General features: G+C 61.6%; 15 protein-coding genes. 7 read left to right on the top strand and 8 right to left on the bottom strand.

The genetic code is table 11. The features are described 5' to 3' along the window. Positions 1–89 precede the first annotated feature (89 nt). Positions 90–1,466: an L-serine ammonia-lyase gene (locus MRY17_RS05025; RefSeq protein WP_124431601.1), complete on the top strand. Its 1,377-nt coding sequence runs from the start codon at positions 90–92 to the stop codon at positions 1,464–1,466. A 348-nt stretch (positions 1,467–1,814) separates the two neighbouring features. Continuing rightward, positions 1,815–2,132, top strand: coding sequence for a DUF3509 domain-containing protein (locus MRY17_RS05020; protein WP_181283256.1), 318 nt, complete (start codon positions 1,815–1,817; stop codon positions 2,130–2,132). Here the strand turns inward: MRY17_RS05020 and MRY17_RS05015 are convergent. Beyond that, on the bottom strand, positions 2,129–2,617 hold the full coding sequence (locus tag MRY17_RS05015; RefSeq protein WP_057724703.1) for a phosphate-starvation-inducible protein PsiE: 489 nt from the start codon (positions 2,615–2,617) through the stop codon (positions 2,129–2,131). The genes MRY17_RS05020 and MRY17_RS05015 overlap by 4 nt on opposite strands. 423 nt (positions 2,618–3,040) lie before the next feature. On the opposite strand from MRY17_RS05015, the gene MRY17_RS05010 reads away from it, so the two are divergent. Beyond that, on the top strand, positions 3,041–3,301 hold the full coding sequence (locus MRY17_RS05010) for a YebG family protein (protein WP_003171979.1): 261 nt from the start codon (positions 3,041–3,043) through the stop codon (positions 3,299–3,301). A gap of 55 nt (positions 3,302–3,356) precedes the next feature. On the opposite strand, the gene MRY17_RS05005 is transcribed toward MRY17_RS05010, so the two are convergent. Next, the gene (locus tag MRY17_RS05005) at positions 3,357–4,376 is read right to left on the bottom strand and encodes a Leu/Phe/Val dehydrogenase (RefSeq protein ID WP_191951597.1); all 1,020 of its coding nucleotides are present in this window, start codon (positions 4,374–4,376) and stop codon (positions 3,357–3,359) included. Between the two features lie 187 nt (positions 4,377–4,563). On the opposite strand from MRY17_RS05005, the gene MRY17_RS05000 reads away from it, so the two are divergent. Beyond that, positions 4,564–5,367 carry a SirB1 family protein gene (locus MRY17_RS05000; protein ID WP_191951598.1) on the top strand — a complete coding sequence of 268 codons (804 nt, stop codon included), beginning with the start codon at positions 4,564–4,566 and terminating at the stop codon, positions 5,365–5,367. An 87-nt stretch (positions 5,368–5,454) separates the two neighbouring features. Here the strand turns inward: MRY17_RS05000 and MRY17_RS04995 are convergent, their stop codons facing one another. The 4 genes from MRY17_RS04995 to hmgA form a co-directional block, all read right to left on the bottom strand. Continuing rightward, positions 5,455–6,819, bottom strand: coding sequence for an MFS transporter (locus tag MRY17_RS04995; protein WP_243353375.1), 1,365 nt, complete (start codon positions 6,817–6,819; stop codon positions 5,455–5,457). A gap of 152 nt (positions 6,820–6,971) precedes the next feature. Beyond that, positions 6,972–7,607 (bottom strand): maleylacetoacetate isomerase, encoded by a 636-nt coding sequence (gene maiA / locus MRY17_RS04990; RefSeq protein ID WP_181283252.1) that lies wholly within the window; start codon positions 7,605–7,607, stop codon positions 6,972–6,974. A gap of 12 nt (positions 7,608–7,619) precedes the next feature. Further along, a complete protein-coding gene (gene fahA / locus MRY17_RS04985; protein ID WP_243353374.1) occupies positions 7,620–8,906 on the bottom strand; it encodes a fumarylacetoacetase in 1,287 nt (428 codons plus the stop codon). 5 nt (positions 8,907–8,911) lie between these two features. After that, positions 8,912–10,195, bottom strand: a complete 1,284-nt coding sequence (hmgA, locus tag MRY17_RS04980) for a homogentisate 1,2-dioxygenase (RefSeq protein WP_243353373.1) — start codon at positions 10,193–10,195, stop codon at positions 8,912–8,914. Between the two features lie 117 nt (positions 10,196–10,312). Between hmgA and MRY17_RS04975 the strand changes: the two genes are divergently transcribed. Next, a complete protein-coding gene (locus tag MRY17_RS04975; RefSeq protein ID WP_243353372.1) occupies positions 10,313–11,092 on the top strand; it encodes an IclR family transcriptional regulator in 780 nt (259 codons plus the stop codon). Between the two features lies 1 nt (position 11,093). On the opposite strand, the gene dacB is transcribed toward MRY17_RS04975, so the two are convergent. After that, positions 11,094–12,551 (bottom strand): D-alanyl-D-alanine carboxypeptidase/D-alanyl-D-alanine endopeptidase, encoded by a 1,458-nt coding sequence (gene dacB, locus MRY17_RS04970; protein WP_191956412.1) that lies wholly within the window; start codon positions 12,549–12,551, stop codon positions 11,094–11,096. A gap of 204 nt (positions 12,552–12,755) precedes the next feature. Here dacB and MRY17_RS04965 point away from each other — a divergent pair, with 204 nt between their 5' ends. Continuing rightward, a complete protein-coding gene (locus MRY17_RS04965; protein ID WP_243352433.1) occupies positions 12,756–13,061 on the top strand; it encodes a transposase in 306 nt (101 codons plus the stop codon). Continuing rightward, on the top strand, positions 13,058–13,894 hold the full coding sequence (locus MRY17_RS04960) for an IS3 family transposase (protein WP_258232403.1): 837 nt from the start codon (positions 13,058–13,060) through the stop codon (positions 13,892–13,894). The genes MRY17_RS04965 and MRY17_RS04960 overlap by 4 nt, the downstream gene beginning before the upstream one ends. A 135-nt stretch (positions 13,895–14,029) precedes the next feature. Here the strand turns inward: MRY17_RS04960 and MRY17_RS04955 are convergent, their stop codons facing one another. Next, the gene (locus tag MRY17_RS04955) at positions 14,030–16,444 is read right to left on the bottom strand and encodes a TonB-dependent siderophore receptor (RefSeq protein WP_191956411.1); all 2,415 of its coding nucleotides are present in this window, start codon (positions 16,442–16,444) and stop codon (positions 14,030–14,032) included. Positions 16,445–16,463: the final 19 nt, after the last annotated feature.

Here is a 16,463-nt window from a genome sequence, read left to right as displayed (position 1 = left end):
GCCAATCCAGAGGATCAGTATCTCGCCAACTCCGCCTGCTCTACAAAACATGGCAGCGATTCCTACTCCATTGCTTGTAAGGCTTTAGCATGGCTATCAGCGTTTTTGATCTATTCAAGGTGGGCATCGGCCCCTCCAGTTCACATACCGTCGGTCCGATGCGGGCTGCCGCGACCTTCGCCCAGGCACTGGCCGACCAGCAGTTGCTCGGCCAAACCCGGCGCGTCGAAGTGCGCTTGTACGGTTCGCTGTCTGCCACCGGCGTCGGCCATGCCACTGACCGCGCCTGCGTGATGGGCTTGATGGGCGAATGGCCGGATCAGGTCGACCCCACCTCAATCAACGCGCGCATCCAGCAACTGCGCGAGTCCGGCCAGTTGTTGCTCGCCGGCCAACAGGCCATTGCCTTCGACTGGCATACCGACCTGCTGCTGCTCGATGAAAGCCTGCCCTACCACCCCAACGCCATGTCCCTGCACGCCTACGGCGACGGCGGCCTGTTGAGCGAGCAAACCTACTACTCGGTGGGCGGTGGTTTCATCATCGAAGCGGCCGAAGCCGCATCGGGCATCGCGCCGACCAGCGACGTAGAACTGCCCTACGACTTTTCCAGCGCCGCTGAACTGCTGGCCTTGTGCAACAAGCACGGCCTACGGGTTTCGGAATTGATGATGGCCAACGAACGGGCCTGGCGCAGCGACGAAGACATCCGTAGCGGCCTGCTGCATATCTGGTCGGTGATGCGCGAATGCGTGGAACAGGGTCTGCGCGATGAAGGTATTCTGCCCGGTGGCTTGGACGTCCCGCGTCGTGCGGCGAAATTGCACCGCAGCCTGCTGGAAATCGGCAAGCCCAATGTGATCACGTCGACCTTGTCGGCCATGGAGTGGGTCAACCTGTTCGCCCTCGCCGTCAACGAAGAAAACGCCGCCGGCGGGCGCATGGTCACCGCGCCCACCAATGGCGCGGCGGGGATCATTCCTGCCGTGCTGCATTACTACATGAAATTCAACGCCGACGCGTCTGACGATGACGTCGTCAATTTCTTCCTGGCGGCTGCCGCCGTCGGCATCCTCTGTAAAAAGAACGCCTCGATCTCCGGCGCCGAAGTCGGCTGCCAGGGCGAAGTGGGCTCGGCCTGCGCCATGGCCGCCGCCGGGCTGGCGGATATCCTTGGCGCCACCCCCGAACAGTTGGAAAACGCCGCCGAAATCGGCCTGGAACACAACCTCGGCCTGACCTGCGACCCCGTCGGCGGCCTGGTGCAGGTGCCGTGCATCGAGCGCAACGCCATCGCAGCGGTCAAAGCGATCAACGCCACCCAAATGGCCCTGCGCGGCGATGGCAAGCACTTCATTTCTCTGGACCGGGTAATCCGCACCATGCGCGACACCGGCGCCGATATGCATGACAAGTACAAGGAAACTTCACGGGGCGGCCTGGCGGTCAGCTGGGTGGAGTGCTGATTGCGCCGTCTGCGATCGTTTTCTCGACATTGCCCTGAAACAGGTCACTTCCCCCAAGCACAACACAGTTCAAATGTGGGAGGGGGCTTGCCTTGATGCCGGTCTGTAGGAGCGAGCTTGCTCGCGAAAAACGTCAACGATAACCCGTGCTTTCTGAATGAACGCGGTGCCTGTGAGTTTTTCGCGAGCAAGCTCGCTCCTACAAAAATCCTCCCCAGCACCTGTACGGCACGCCCCTTGCTGTAGAGCTTTTGAGGAAAACGGACTTTGGCCGGTGGTCAGGCAACGCGAACTATTACCGACACCGGTCGTCAATGACTGCATGTTCTTATCAGGCGGTAACGCACCATGGACAACCCTTTTCAGATCATCACCGACACCTTCAGCCCACAATACCGCGTCAACCTGAGCATCCAGCGGCTGGACGGCAGCATCATGCTCACCCTCTCCGACGACAGCGGCGTAGTGGCCAAGCGCATGATCAGCGCCGAACAACGCAACGACCCGCAACGGCTCAAGCGCCTGGTGCAAAGCATCCAGTTTGGGATTGCCATTGAGCAGGGTCATAGCGCCATGGAAATCCTGGAGCTGATGACGGACGACGACAGTCACAAACTCCTGCAGCGGCCGCCTACCCGTCATCTGCCTTTCAGCGTCGGGCTTTAAAGCTCGCCCTTCTCGGTCTCCAGGCTCGCCTCGCCCTTGCGACGCGGGCCTTCGACTTTTACCGAAGGAAACGCCGACGACGCGTAGCGCACCACCAGAATGGCGAAGGCCAACAGCAGAATCCCACCGCACAAGTAGATAATGCCCACGTCCGGCGGGTTGTGATGGGATACGTTGGAGATCAGCAGACGCGTCAGCGCGGTGATTGCCACGTAGATCAGGAAGCGCACGGGCATGTGGTTGGTCTTGAAATAAATCCCGACCATGGCGCCCAGTTCGAGGTAGATGAACAGCAGCAAGATGTCATCGATCTTGATGTGCCCGTTCTCCAGCATCCCCAGAAATTCCATCACCGCCGCCCAGGCGGTCACTGCACCAATGGCGAACAGCGCCAGGTAATGGAACGACTCCACAAACAGATTGCCCAGCGACTCGGCCAGCCCATGGACTTGCTGACGCAGCTTCTCGGCCCAGTTGATTTTCACGATGATGCTTCCTTAGGTCGGTTCGACCGGATAATGCGGGGTGCAGGTGACGGTTGTTCTGCATGCAGAAAAAAGGCCAGAGGCAGGTAGTGAGATGGTGGCGGGCTGATATTAGGCACTTAATCAGCCGGAGGGCGCCCAGATCGTTCCCAAGCTCCGCGTGGGAATGCCGCTTGGGACGCACCGCGTCCCGCAGACCAGCGCTTGGTTGACGCGGAGCGTCACGGGATGCATTGCCACGCAGAGCGTGGGAACGATCGACATCTCAGCGTGCTGTGTGAAATTTCCGGTGCAGCAAACCCCCGTTTCCCAACTACATTAAAAACCTGCTATCCAAACCCCGGCGTTTGGCTTATGCTTTTCGCTGTATATAAATACAGTAGTCGCAAAAGACAACTATCGTAAAGGCATGTGAGGTGGTGAATGGCCGTCGAAGTGGTATACCGCAGCAGCCGAGATCTGGAGCGTTTGTTCATGGATAAAGCCGAAGCTGATCGTCATGACAAGATGCTTGAACTCGCTGAGTTGCTGGCAGAAGTGTTGCAAAAAGCCGTGCCGTCCTTGAGCGAGCAGCAGGTGGAAGAAGCCGGGATCTACATGGCGAAGAACCGCGATGTGTTTGCCAAGGCGTTCAAGAGCCAGCCGGACGCGTTGTCCGAGTTGCTGAACGCGGCGGCGGAATAAAAGCCCGAATTGAACAGGCCCTGAATCCTCGATTCAGGGCCTTTTTAATGCCGGGTCAGGGGTAGAGCAGGCGCTCGGCGAGTTCGTCCGCGACCCGTGCCGGGGAGCGCTTCTCAGCTTGGGCATGGGCGTAGATTTCGGTCAGGCGCCTGCCGATGTTGGACAGGTGTGCGGTAATGCTCGGCAGCTCGGCGCCGCTGTGTTTGAGCGCGACGTAGATCAGGCCGCCGGAATTGATCACGTAGTCGGGCGCGTAGAGGATGCCGCGGCCTTCCAGCTGATCGGCGATGTCCAGGTTGGTCAACTGCGCGCTGGCGGAACCGGCCACGGCGGCGCAGCGCAGTTGGCCGACGCTCTGGCGATTGAGCACCGCACCCAGGCCGCAAGGGGCGAGGATGTCGCAGGGGGTGCTGAGCAAGGCGTCGTTGGCGATGGGGTGCGCGCCCAGTTGCTCCATGGCCAGTTGCACCTTGCCGTGGTCGATGTCGCTGACCAGCAACTCGGCGCCCGCCGCATGCAGTTGTTCGGCCAGGGCATAACCGACGTTGCCCAGGCCCTGCACCGCCACGCGCAGGCCTTCGAGGTTGTCACTGCCCAGGCGGGCCATGGCGGTGGTGCGGATGCCGGTAAACACCCCCATGGCGGCATGGGGCGCGGGGTCGCCGGCAGCGCTGGTGCTGGTGACGAAGCGAGTGTGTTGGGCGATGCAATCCATGTCGGCGACCGAGGTGCCGCTGTCGATGGCGGTGATGTAGCGACCGCCCAATTGCTCGACACAGCGACCAAAGGCTTCAAACAGCGCAGCACGACTCTCCACATGGGCCGGGCGCAGGATCACCGCCGTGCCGCCGCCTACCGGCAGGCCGGCCAGGGCGGCTTTGTAGCTCATGCCTTGAGCCAGGCGCGTGGCGTCGGCCATGGCTGTTTCATCGTCGGGATAAGCCAGGTAGCGGCAACCACCCAAGGCAGGGCCCAGGCGGCTGTTATGGATGGCGATGATCGCCTTCAGCCCGGTCACCGGGTCGACGCTCAGGTGCAGCGATTCCAGGCGGGTGCTGTGCATGAGCGCAAACATCGTCGTGCTCCCGAATCACTTCTGGTAGTGGCCCAAGTATAGGCTTGCGGCAGAAAAGTGCTGGATTGCGCTGGAATAAGCCGCCCGATTTTGTGAGATCTGCGACATAAGTGAGTGGGATATTTCTCAAGATGCTGGACGAAAATTCACAGCAAGGCTAAAACGAGAGCATCCGCCGGAGAATGCAATGAATCCCCGCACAGCTTTTTTCGCCTGCCTGGAGCGTTCGCCCCCTGCGCTGTTCGAAGCCGCGCTGTGGGTGGCTGCCGAACACGACGCCGCCGTGCAGCCGTTGCTGATCCTGCAGGAATTCAGCCTGTTGCAACAGCAGGTCAACCTGGGCATGCCGCTGCTGCCGGCCGATGAGCTGGGGCAACCGTTGCTGCGGCGCATGAATGACCTGGGGTTTGCCCAGGATGATTTCACACCGTTGCGCCCCGCCGCCGCCTTGCTGGACAAGGTGTTGCAGCGCAAGCGCGGGCAACCCTTGGCCATGGGTCTGATCGCCCTGGAGCTGGCGCGACGCCTGGACATCCCCATGGTCGGGGTGAATTTCCCCGGCCACTTTCTGTTGCGGATGCCCGGTGCCGATCACCTGCTGGACCCCTGTGGTGGCCGACGCCTGTATCCCAACGACTGTCGCGAACTGCTGCATCGCCAATACGGGCCGAATCTTAAGTTGCAGGCCGAGCACCTGCATACCGCCGAGCCTCGCGCGATCCTGCAGCGGCTGTCACGTAATCTTCGCCAGCTCTACCTGGCCAACGACGAGCCCCTGGCCGCCCTGGTGGATGCCGAGCGCGTGCTGGAACTGGGCAATGCCAGCGCCGCCGATTACCTGGCACGCGCCAGCCTGTATCAGCGCCTGGACTGCCCGAGCGCCGAGCGCTTTGACCTGGAACACGCATTGATGCTCAGCGAAGACCCGATCCAGCGCCTGCGCCTGACCGAGCGCCTCGGCCATCTGCCGCCCAATTCAGTGGTGCATTGACCCAACTCCCAACTGTAAAACCCAGGACACCCCGTTTAACCAGGATGCCCGCGTTATCGTTAACGTTTTTCGCGAGCAAGCTCGCTCCTACAGTGAGCGATTGAGAATATCGCCAGACAATGGGGGGTTCGGTTTAGTGGGTCCCGGCGAGCGCACCTGGATAATCAGCAATGCTGCAATCACCGCAGGAATCGCGCAGAAAAAGAAAATCTGCTGCACCGGGATATGCATCGCCAGCAACAGGCTGCCGAACAACGGCCCCAGAATCGATCCGAAACGCCCTACGCCCAGCGCCCAGCCTGTGCCGGTGGCGCGCACGTGCGCCGGGTAGAAATTGCTGGCGAACGCATTGAGGGTCAGTTGCCCGCCGATGATGCAGAACCCGGCAGCGAACACACAGGCCACCAGGTAGCCTGGATTGTCATGATTCAGGCCCAGTAACACTGTGCACGCCGAAGCCGCCGCCAGCACCCCGGACAGCAGTCGCACCTTGCTTTTCAGGCGGTCGGCAAACCAGGCCATGAGGACGGCGCCCAAGGTGCCGGCGAACAGGAACATTGAAGTCACCAGATTGGCCTGGTTCAGCGCCAGCCCGCTCTCGAGCAGCAGCGAAGGCAACCAACTGATCATGAAGTACAGCAGGATCAGGCTGACGAAAAAGGTCGCCCAGATCAGCAACGTCGGGCGTGCGTAGCCATTGCGAAACAGCTCCAGCACCGTCAGTTGGCTGCCCTGCTCCTGGCGATTTTCGGCTTCGCTGGCAGGCGGCGGTTGCCAATCGGGCAACATGCGCGCGGTAACTTTGCGCAAACGCAGGTAGGGCGGCGCATCGCGCAGCAAACGAGGCAGGGACTCGGGCAGCAACCACAGCAGGAACGGGAACAGCAGCAACGGCGTCACCCCACCCGCCAGAAACACCGCCTGCCAACCAAAACCGTCGATGAACCCGGCCGCCACGAAACCACCCGCCGCGCCGCCGAACGAGAAGCCGCAGGCGGCCAGAGTCACCATCAAGGTACGCATGCGTGGCGGCGAGTATTCCGACATCAGGGCCATGGCGCTGGGCATTGCGCCGCCCATGCCGATGCCGCAGATAAAGCGCGCGGCCATCAACGTGGTCAATGAACTTGCAAACACCATCAGCACGGTGAGGCTGGCGTAGATCAACACACAGCCCAGCAGGATGCGTCGCACGCCGAAGCGGTCCGCCAGCGGCGTCACCAGCAGCGAGCCCAGAGTCAGACCAAACAGGTTGGCACTGAACACCGGCCCGAACGCGGCTTTTTCCAGGCCCCAGTCCCTGGCCAGGGCCGGCACGACATAGCCCAGCACTTGGGCGTCGTAGCCGTCGGTCACCAGCAGCAATGCCAGCAACACAAGGATCAGCCACTGGTAGCGCGACACCGGACGGGCGTCGAGTGCTGCGCGGAAGCTGGCAATCTGATTGTGCATCGCAAGGTACCTTTATTTTTATTAGGTTGGCACGATCAAATGTGGGAGGGGGCTTGCCCCCGATAGCGGTGTGTCAGTTGCAAATTTATTGCTGATACACCGCAATCGGGGGCAAGCCCCCTCCCTCATTTGGATCTATGCAGTTTTGAGCGCTATGGGGTGTCAGGCTGGTTGGCGGGGTGGGCCTGCACGAAGGCTGGATGCTGGGTAGCCAACGCCGCCACTCGCTCAATGCGCGGGTACGCACCCAGCGGCACCTTGAAACGTTCGGCGGCATACAACTGGGGAATCAGAAACACGTCCGCCAAGCCCGGCTGCTCGCCAAAGCAGAATCCTGTGTCGCCAATCAACTGCTCCACCGCGCCCAGGCCCTGGCTGATCCAGTGCCCGATCCACTCAAGCAGTTGCGCTTCATCGTGTCCCCACTGGCGCAACAGGTTCTGGGTGCTGGAGTTGTGCAACGGGTGAATATCACAGGCGATGATCGAGGCCACCGCGCGTTCATGGGCGCGGGCGGTCAGGTCCTTGGAGAGCAGCGGTACCTGTGGATAACATTCCTCCAGGTACTCGATGATCGCCTGGGATTGAATCAACAACGCACCCTCATCGTCGCGCAAGGCCGGCACGCGCCCTTGCGGATTGATCGCCAGGTATTCGGGCTGGCGATTGGCCCCTCCGGCCGGCACCAGCAGATTGACCGGCACTGCGGTGAAATCCAGGCCCTTGAGCGCCAGCGCGATGCGCACCCGGTATGACGCGGTAGAACGGTAGTACGTATACAGTTCCATGACCCTGCCCTCTCAGCGTGCCGCAATCACAGTGCCGCGGCACTCACCGAAACCGATGGAGGCGAAACCTTCACGCTTGCAGCGGGCGCGCAGGATGATTTCATCGCCGTCTTCAAGGAATTTGCGCACCTCACCGGAAGCCAACTCGATCGGCTTTTTGCCGCCCTCGGTGATCTCCAGCAGGCTCCCGAACTGCCCAGGCTGCGGACCGGACAAGGTGCCCGAACCAAACAGGTCACCGGCCTGCAACTGGCATCCGTTGACGCTGTGGTGCGCCACCATTTGCGCCACGGTCCAGTACATATGCTGGGTATTGCTCAAGGTCAGGCGATGGGCCGGCAGGTTCTGTTCACGCATCGAGGCGGTGGTCAGCAGCACTTCCAATTCGATATCGAAGGCGCCGGCCTTCTGATCGCGAACGTCCAGCAGGTACGGCAGCGGCTGCGGATCGCCTTCGGGACGCGGCGGTTGCGCCTTGCGAAATGGCTCCAGCGCTTCGGCCGTGACCACCCACGGCGAGATACTGGTGATGAAACTCTTGGACAGGAACGGCCCGAGCGGCTGGTATTCCCAGGCCTGGATATCCCGCGCCGACCAGTCGTTGAGCAGGCAGAAACCGGCAATATGTTCGGCCGCATCGCCAATGGCGATTGAGTCGCCCATGGCATTGCCCTGACCGATCCAGATACCCAGTTCCAACTCATAGTCCAGGCGTGCGCAGGGGCCGAACGTCGGCTCGGACTGGCCGGCGGGCAAGGTCTGTCCTTTGGGACGACGCACCTCGGTGCCCGATGGGCGAATGGTCGAGGCACGGCCGTGATAGCCAATCGGCACGTACTTGTAGTTGGGCAACAGCGGGTTGTCGGGACGGAACAGCTTGCCGACGTTCTGCGCGTGTTCAATACCGACGTAGAAGTCGGTGTAGTCATTGATCCTGGCCGGCAGGTGCATCTGGCAGTCAGCGGTGCGGTGCAGCACTTGCGCTTCACGGGTTTGCAGAGTGCTGCCTTCGGCCAGCAGTTCCAGCAGGCGCTCGCGCAACGCCACCCGAGGACCGCGACCGAGCTCGAAAAAAGCGTTCAGTTGGCCACCGGCAGTTGCTTCCACTGCTCGCCGCGCTTCACCGTCAAACTCATCCAGCGCCGCGTGCAGGTCGAGAATCGCGTCGCCAATCGCAACGCCACTGCGCGGCGCCGAGCCATTGATGCTGAACACCCCCAGCGGCAGGTTTTGCAGGGGGAAGTCCGCGTGACCATTGGCTGAGGCCACCCAGCTGCGGGTCTGCGTTGGTTGAGTCATGGGGGTTATCTCCGATTCGGGTTGAAGGTGGCGGGCAGCGCGGCCCAGCACGCGTCGTAAGAGGGCTGCAATTGCGGGCATTGCAAGGCGAACTGTGTCGGCCGCAGCACTTGGCTGGTCTCGAACATGAAGGCCATGGTGTTATCGATCTTGTGCGGTGCCAGCTCGGCATTGATCGCCCGGGTGCAGGTTTCGCCATCCGGGCCGTGGGCGCTCATGCAACTGTGCAGGGATGCACCGCCGGGCAGGAAGCCCTCGGCCTTGGCGTCGTAGGCGCCCTGGATCAGGCCCATGTATTCGTTCATCAGGTTGCGGTGGAACCACGGCGGCCGGAAGGTGTTCTCGGCCACCATCCAGCGCGGCGGGAAGATCACGAAGTCGAGGTTGGCCAGGCCATGCACGCTGGTGGGCGAGGTCAGCACGGTAAAGATCGACGGGTCAGGGTGGTCGAAGCTCACCGTGCCGAGGGTGTTGAAGCGGCGCAGGTCGTATTTGTATGGCACGTTGTTGCCGTGCCAGGCGACCACGTTGAGCGGCGAATGGTCGAGCTCGCAGGCCCACAGCTCGCCGAGAAATTTCTGTACCAGAGGGGTCGGTTGCTTGAGGTCTTCGTAACGGGCGACCGGCGTGAGGAAGTCGCGCGGGTTGGCCAGGCCGTTGCTGCCAATCGGGCCAAGGTCCGGCAGGCGCAGCGGCGCGCCGTGGTTTTCGGCGACATAACCGCGTGCCTGGGCGTCGAGCAGTTCGACGCGAAATTTGAGCCCGCGCGGCAGTACCACGATCTCCAACGGCTCGACTTCCAGCACGCCCAGCTCAGTGGCGATACGTAAACGGCCCTGTTCAGGCACGATCAACAGTTCGCCGTCGGCATTGAAAAACACCCGCTCCATCGAGCGATTGGCGCGGTAGTGGTAGATGCTGATCCCTGCGGGTTTTTCCGACCCGCAATTGACGACCATCCCTGCAAGACCGTCGACAAAGTCAGTCGGCTCACCGGGGATTTCCAACGGGTTCCAACGCAACCGGTTCGGCGTCACCGCGCCCAGGGGCCCACCGGCCAATTGCCGCCCCAGCTTGGTGAAGGCGGGATGATTGGCCGATGGCTGGATGCGGTACAGCCAGGTACGCCGTGCTTCACTGCGCGCCATGGTAAAGGCGGTGCCGGAGAACAGTTCGGTGTACAGCCCGTAGGGCGCTTTCTGCGGCGAGTTCTGGCCAACGGGCAGCGCGCCAGGCAAGGCTTCGCTGGCAAATTCATTGCCAAAGCCCGACAGGTAGTCGAGGTTCATGGAGCATCCTCTGGGTCAGTTGTTTTTGTCGTAATCCAGTTACGCATAACGTAATTTGATCGCCAGGAAGCGTCAAGCTATAAAGACGCCACTTATCTTTCGGATTCTCGCTCCCCCATGGAAAAGCCCCGCGACACCGGTAAACAGAAAGTCCGCTCGGCCGAGGTGGGCACCGATATCCTCAAGGCCCTGGCGCAACTGTCGCCGTCCACCTCGTTGTCGCGCCTGGCCGAGCATGTGCAGATGCCGGCGAGCAAGGTCCACCGCTACTTGCAGGCGCTGATCGCATCGGGCTTTGCCGAACAGAACCCCGCCACCAACCACTACGGCCTGGGCCGCGAAGCATTGCGTGTGGGCCTGGCTGCGTTGGGCAGCATGGATGTGTTGAAGGTCGGCGCAATGCCGCTGGCGGAACTGCGCGATGAGTTGAATGAAACCTGCTTTCTGGCGGTGTGGGGCAACCAGGGGGCGACCGTGGTGCAGATCGAGCCGGCGGTGCGCGCCGTCACCGTGGTGACACAGCTGGGTTCAGTCCTGCCGCTGCTCAGTTCATCCACTGGCCTGGTATTCAGCGCCTACCTGCCGTCGCGCGAGACCGTGGAATTGCGTGAACGCGAGATCCAGGCCGGTACCGCCCACGCCCTGGCGGACGATGCGCCCTACGCCACCCTCTGCGAACAGATCCGCAGCCGTGGCCTGCATTTTGTGCATGGCTTGCTGATGCCCGGCGTGGATGCGCTGTCAGCGCCCGTATTCAACGCGACCGGGCATGTGGCGGCGGTGATGACGGTGGTCGGCCCCACCTCGCTGTTCCACGCCGATGAAGAAGGCCCGGCGGCGCAGCATTTGCTGGCGGCGACCCGGGCCGTGAGTTGGCGCATGGGCTATCAGCCTTGAATCATTCGTCCCAGCGCGACAGCGCCACTGCCATGCGGTCTTCCAGCGCTTTGACCTGCGCACCGGCCACCACGTAGTTGTTGGTCAGCATCGAGAACACCAGCCTGCGCCCGTGGGCGTCGGTGACGTAGCCGCTCAATGACGAAACGCCGGCCATGGAGCCGGTCTTGGCGTGCAGATTATTTTCGGCCGGGGTGCCGCGCAGACGATAACCGAGGCTGCCACCGGTCATGCGGTGCGTGTTTCCGGCAACCGGCAGCGCGTTGTACCAAGCGTTGAACCACGGCTGTTTGCCGGCGGCCAGCAGCAGGTCGGTAAGGGTTTGCGACGACACCAGGTTGCGCCGCGACAGGCCGGAGCCGTCGACCTGACTGAGCGTGGTGGCGTCCAGCCCCTGGCGTTTGAGAAACTCGGCCACGGCTTCCGCGCCCGCCGCTGCCGTGCCGCTGTTGGCGGTTTGACGCCCCATGGCCTTGAGCAAGGCTTCGGACATGTTGTTGTTCGAGAGCTTGAGCAGCGGCACGATCAACGCCTGCAACGGCGCAGATTGGTGCTCGGCCAGCAGCGTCACCACCGCAGGGCTCGCCCCGCCCATCACTCGCCGCCCCTGCACCGTAATGCCTTGTTGCGCCAAGGCGTGTTCAAACAGATTGGCCACCAGTTGCGTCGGCTCCCAGACGCTGACCAGTTGCTGGCTCTGCCGTCCCGGGGTCACTGCGCCGCTGAGCTGCAACAGGTTGGTGCCATGGCGGCGATTGATCCCGTAGCTGTTGCCCGGCCCGCTGACGGCGCGGTTGCTCAGTTGCAGGTAGTCGGTAGGCGGAAAGATGTCGACGCTGACAGGCTGGCCAACCCGCACCGGCGCCTTGGCGGTGACCAACACGCTGCCGGCATCAAAGTCCGTATTGGGCGACACCGTCAGCGCGGAAATCTGCGCGCCGTAGTAGGTGGTTTCATCGTCATGGGACCAATCGATACCCAGGCGTTCGGCATCGAACCAGGTGTCGTCGAACACCAGGTCGCCCTGCACCTGACGTACACCCTGGCTGGCCAATTGCGCCGCCAGCGCCTGATAGTCGGCGTACTGAAGGGTCGGATCCCCCAGGCCGCGCAGATAGAGATTGCCGGTCAGGCGATCGCCCTGGCGGATGCCGTCGCTCAACAGCTGCGTGGCGAAGCGGTATTGCGGCCCCAGCACATCCATCGCTGCGGCGGTGGTCAGCAGTTTGAGGTTGGACGCGGGCACCAAGCGTGTGCGCGGATTGTGCTGGTAGAGCGTGCTGCCGCTGCGGGCGTCACGCACCATCAGCGAGACCGTGGCGCCTTGCAGCGCCGGATCGGCCAGCAGCTTGTCGAGAGTCGCGGGGGTGGAGGTCTGCGAAACGCTGGCGCAGCCGCCCAGTAAGAAGCTCAAGCCGACCAGCAGGGTGCTGGTGTGTAACCATTTTGCAAAATGCATCAGTCGCGTTTTCCATAAGCATCGAATGCCCGCAACGCTAACAGCTCAGGTGTCAATGTGGGAGGGGGCTTGCCCCCGATAGCGGTGTGTCAACCAACATTAGTGTTTGCTGACACACCGTCATCGGGGGCAAGCTGATCTGGCCTAATGAAATTGGACACATCAATAGGGCGCTATGATGGCGCCCAAACCTGAGGTGTACAGATGATGCGAAAGTCCTATTCCAGTGAGGTCAAACTCAACGCTGCAAGCATGGTGCTTGATCAAAATATGTCTGTTCCCGAAGTTTGCGCCAGTTTGGATATTGGCCCTACGGCTTTGCGCCGCTGGGTCGAACAGGTGCGTAAAGAGCGCGCCGGATCCACGATGACGGGCACCAAGGCAATTACTGCCGAACAGAAGAAAATTCACGAACTCCAGGCCCTGCTCAGGCAAAAAGACCGGGATATCGAAATCCTAAAAAAGGCCAGTGTTCTCCTGCTTTTGGACTCCAAAGATCATTCCCTCTGATCAGCGAGCTAGGCGAACAGTACGGCATTACAGATTGCTGCCGCGTTTTTGAAGTCAACCGCAGCAGCTACTACGCCTGGCGCCAGCGCCAGGGAAAAATCAACCTGGAGCGCGAAGCGCTCAAGGTTGTTCTCGTTAAGTACCACAAGGCCTCAAGAGGATCGGCTGGAGCGCGAACCCTTTCTGAAGACCTGCGAGGTGCAGGCCATCAGGTGGGGCGTTACATGGCTCGCAGCTTGATGAAGGAAGCCGGGATTGCCAGCCGCCAACGCAGGCCCCACAAATACAAATCGTCAGGCGTGGAGTCTCTGGTGGCTGAGCATGAACTGGAGCGCGAGTTCTACGTAGCGGACATCAACAAGGTCTGGTGCGCGGACATCACCTATATCCAGCTCGGTAAGCGCTGGCTCTACTTCTCGGTAGTTTTGGACCTGTTTGCCCGCCGAGTGGTGGGGTGGTCGTATTCACTGGTCGCCGATGCGACGTTGGCTACTGAGTCACTGCGCATGGCTGTTGAATTGAGAGGGAGGCCTAAAGGTGTGCTGTTTCATTCCGACCAAGGCTGCCAGTACACCAGTCATAAATTCAGGGCTGAATTGCAGGCCCATGAGCTCAAGCAGAGCATGAGTCGAAAAGGGCAGTGCTGGGATAATGCCCCGATGGAGCGTTTCTTTGGCAGCTTGAAGTCCGAGTGGGTGCCCGAGAAAGGCTACAGCTCGGAGTACGAAGCTCGGGCAGATATCAACCGATATGTGGCGCGCTACAACAGTGTAAGGCGCCACAGTTACAACGGTTACCACTCACCGATAGCGGCGGAAAAGCTAGCGGCGTGAAAACCGATAAGAATGTCCAAAATTACTGGACCAGATCAAGCCCCCTCCCACATTTGATCCTCGCTGCTTTAAGCATTTCGTTCGCTTAACTGACTGGCATCAGGGCAAGCCCCTCCCACACAAAGCGAACCGCAGTCAGAACGTCAGGGTGCTGGACACCGATACCTGCCGCGCATCGCCAATAGACACGAACTGCGTATTCACCGAAGAGGTGTAATAGGTGCGGTCAAACAGGTTCTTCACGTTGAGCTGGAACTTGACCTTCTGCCCGTCAAGTCGGGTGTCATAGCTGGCGAACACATCAGCCACGGTATAACTCGGCAGTTCGAAACTGTTGGCCGCGTCCCCTGCCCGCTCACCGACATAACGCGCGCCGGCGCCGACGCGCAGTTGATCACCGCCCAGGATACTGCCGAAGTCATACACCGCCGACAGCGAGCCGGTGTTTTTCGCCACGTTCTGCAAGCGATTGCCCTTGAGGCTCGGGTCTTCGGTGACCTCGGCATCGGTGTAGGCGTAGCTGCCGATCAGGCTCCACTGGTCGGTCAACTGGCCGCTGGCATCCACTTCCAGCCCACGGGAGCGCACCTTGCCCGCCACGCTGTAGACCGAGGTCAAACCGTCGCCCACCTGCACCAGCACATTGCGTTTGTCGATGGTGAACAGCGCCGCGCTCGCGGTGATACGCCCCGGCAGGTCGAACTTGGTGCCCAGCTCCCAGGCCTTGGACTCTTCCGGGTCGAGGCTGCCATCCAGTACGGTCTTGTTGGCCAGCGGCGCGATGGTGGAGTTGGGTTTGAACGACTCGGTGTAGCTGCCGTAGAACGACAACTCATCAGTGTAGCGATACACCAGCCCGGCGCGCGGCACCCATTTCTGGCCGTTGCCATCGGTGTTGGCGGTGAACGGCACGCCTTTGCCGGCGTATTGGTCGTACATCTGGTAGCGCGCGCCGCCGACCAGGATCCACTGGTCGTTCAGGTGAATGGCGTCCTGGAAAAACAATGAATCGCTGCGCAGCAGGTCGGTCTGGTTACTGTCCGGCGCGCTGACTTTGGAGCCCGCCACTTCGTTGCCGTACACCGGATCGTTGTAGTTGAAAACACCCCGCGGCGTCTGGCGGATCAGGTCGGCGCGGTAGATTTTGCGGTACTCGTCATCCAGGCCGAACACCAGGTCATGTTGCATACCCGCCACATTCACCTTGCCTTCAAGGCTGGCGGTGGCGAAGCGGTCGGTGGTCAGCGCGCCCTGGGTGCCGTCCATGCTGCGGGTCAGGGTGCCGTTGGTGTTGACCTTGACCACGCGTACCTGGCTGGCGTCGTAGGTCTCGCGGTTCCAGCTATAGCCAAAATGGGCTTTCCAATCGTCGTTGAGATCATGATCGACGCTGAGGCGGTACAGATCGGAGCGGCCTTCCATGTTGTTGAACGGCTCATCCAGACGGCGGGTGGCGGGGATGTTCAGCGGATGGTTGGTCCTGGGATCGATGGCGGTGCCACGGTCGAATGGCGAGAGAAATTCGCGGTGCTCATAGGCCAATACCACTTGGGTGGTGTCGCCGTACCATGCCAGCGACGGCGCCACCAACGTCTCGCGGTGGGTGCCGTAGTTGCGCCAGTAGTCTTCATCTTCATGGTCGACGATCAGGCGATAGGCCAGGCCGCTGCCACCCAGTGGGCCGGTGGTGTCCAGGCTGCCGCCGCCGCCGTTCTTGCCGCTGCCGAAGGTCGAGCCGCGCGCGGTCAGGGCAGTGGACTGCAGCAGTTCGGGCTTTTTGCTGACGATATTGACCACGCCACCGGGGTCCTGGATGCCATACAGCAACGACGACGGGCCCTTGAGCACTTCGACGCGCTCGGCCGTCGCGTTCAAGGCACGCCCCTGCACCACCGGCATGCCGTCCTTCATGATCGAGCCGTTACGGTTGTCGCCAAAACCGCGCAACATCACCGCGTCCTGGGTGCTGCCGAGGGTGTTGGACTGGGTGATACCGCTGATATTGCCCAGCGCGTCATCCAGGTTGCGCGGTTGCTGGTCGCGCAGTGCTTGGGCCGGGACTACGTTGACGGTCTGCGGGGTTTCCAGCAGCAGGCCATGGGAACGCATCACCGAGCTGGTCGGCGGCGGCTGGTAGCTGGTGCTGTCCTGGGTGAGGTTGGCGCCGCTGATGGTGGTAGCGCCGAGATTGACCGCGCCGTCGGTAGGCACAGGTTCCAGGGCCAGGGTGCGGGCGTCGATCTGGCGGAAGGTGAAACCGGATTGGCTCAGCAGGCGTTGCAGGGCCTGGGTCGGGCTCATTTGCCCGCTGACTGCCGGGGCATTGAGGCCGTAAGGCGCTTCATCGGTATAGATCACGCTGATGCCGGTGACCCGGCTGAAATCGCTCAGGGCCTGGGGCAGCGGCTTGGCCGCCAGGGCAAAATTGAACTGGGCGCTTTGTTGCTCCTGCGCCTGCGCAACCGCCAGGGGCAGCAGGGCCACCCCCGACACCATCAGTACCGAGGCTCCCAGCCACTGTTTGACCCAACCGCCCGCCGTCGACTTCATGCTGTGAGAACCCGTGTAG

Source organism: Pseudomonas orientalis, assembly GCF_022807995.1.
Taxonomy (GTDB): Bacteria; Pseudomonadota; Gammaproteobacteria; order Pseudomonadales; family Pseudomonadaceae; genus Aquipseudomonas; species Aquipseudomonas orientalis_B.
The sequence above is the reverse complement of the archived record's forward strand: the minus strand, read 5'-3'. Positions and strand labels throughout refer to the sequence as shown.

Bases quoted from the DNA above. Each gene is read 5' to 3' on its own strand.
- MRY17_RS04995 (WP_243353375.1), bottom strand. From the start codon at position 6,819: ATGCACAATCAGATTGCCAGCTTCCGCGCAGCACTCGACGCCCGTCCG.
- maiA (WP_181283252.1), bottom strand. From the start codon at position 7,607: ATGGAACTGTATACGTACTACCGTTCTACCGCGTCATACCGGGTGCGC.
- MRY17_RS05010 (WP_003171979.1), top strand. From the start codon at position 3,041: ATGGCCGTCGAAGTGGTATACCGCAGCAGCCGAGATCTGGAGCGTTTG.
- hmgA (WP_243353373.1), bottom strand. From the start codon at position 10,195: ATGAACCTCGACTACCTGTCGGGCTTTGGCAATGAATTTGCCAGCGAA.
- MRY17_RS05025 (WP_124431601.1), top strand. From the start codon at position 90: ATGGCTATCAGCGTTTTTGATCTATTCAAGGTGGGCATCGGCCCCTCC.
- MRY17_RS04955 (WP_191956411.1), bottom strand. From the start codon at position 16,444: ATGAAGTCGACGGCGGGCGGTTGGGTCAAACAGTGGCTGGGAGCCTCG.
- MRY17_RS05020 (WP_181283256.1), top strand. From the start codon at position 1,815: ATGGACAACCCTTTTCAGATCATCACCGACACCTTCAGCCCACAATAC.
- MRY17_RS05000 (WP_191951598.1), top strand. From the start codon at position 4,564: ATGAATCCCCGCACAGCTTTTTTCGCCTGCCTGGAGCGTTCGCCCCCT.
- MRY17_RS04965 (WP_243352433.1), top strand. From the start codon at position 12,756: ATGATGCGAAAGTCCTATTCCAGTGAGGTCAAACTCAACGCTGCAAGC.
- fahA (WP_243353374.1), bottom strand. From the start codon at position 8,906: ATGACTCAACCAACGCAGACCCGCAGCTGGGTGGCCTCAGCCAATGGT.
- dacB (WP_191956412.1), bottom strand. From the start codon at position 12,551: ATGCATTTTGCAAAATGGTTACACACCAGCACCCTGCTGGTCGGCTTG.
- MRY17_RS05005 (WP_191951597.1), bottom strand. From the start codon at position 4,376: ATGTTTGCGCTCATGCACAGCACCCGCCTGGAATCGCTGCACCTGAGC.
- MRY17_RS04975 (WP_243353372.1), top strand. From the start codon at position 10,313: ATGGAAAAGCCCCGCGACACCGGTAAACAGAAAGTCCGCTCGGCCGAG.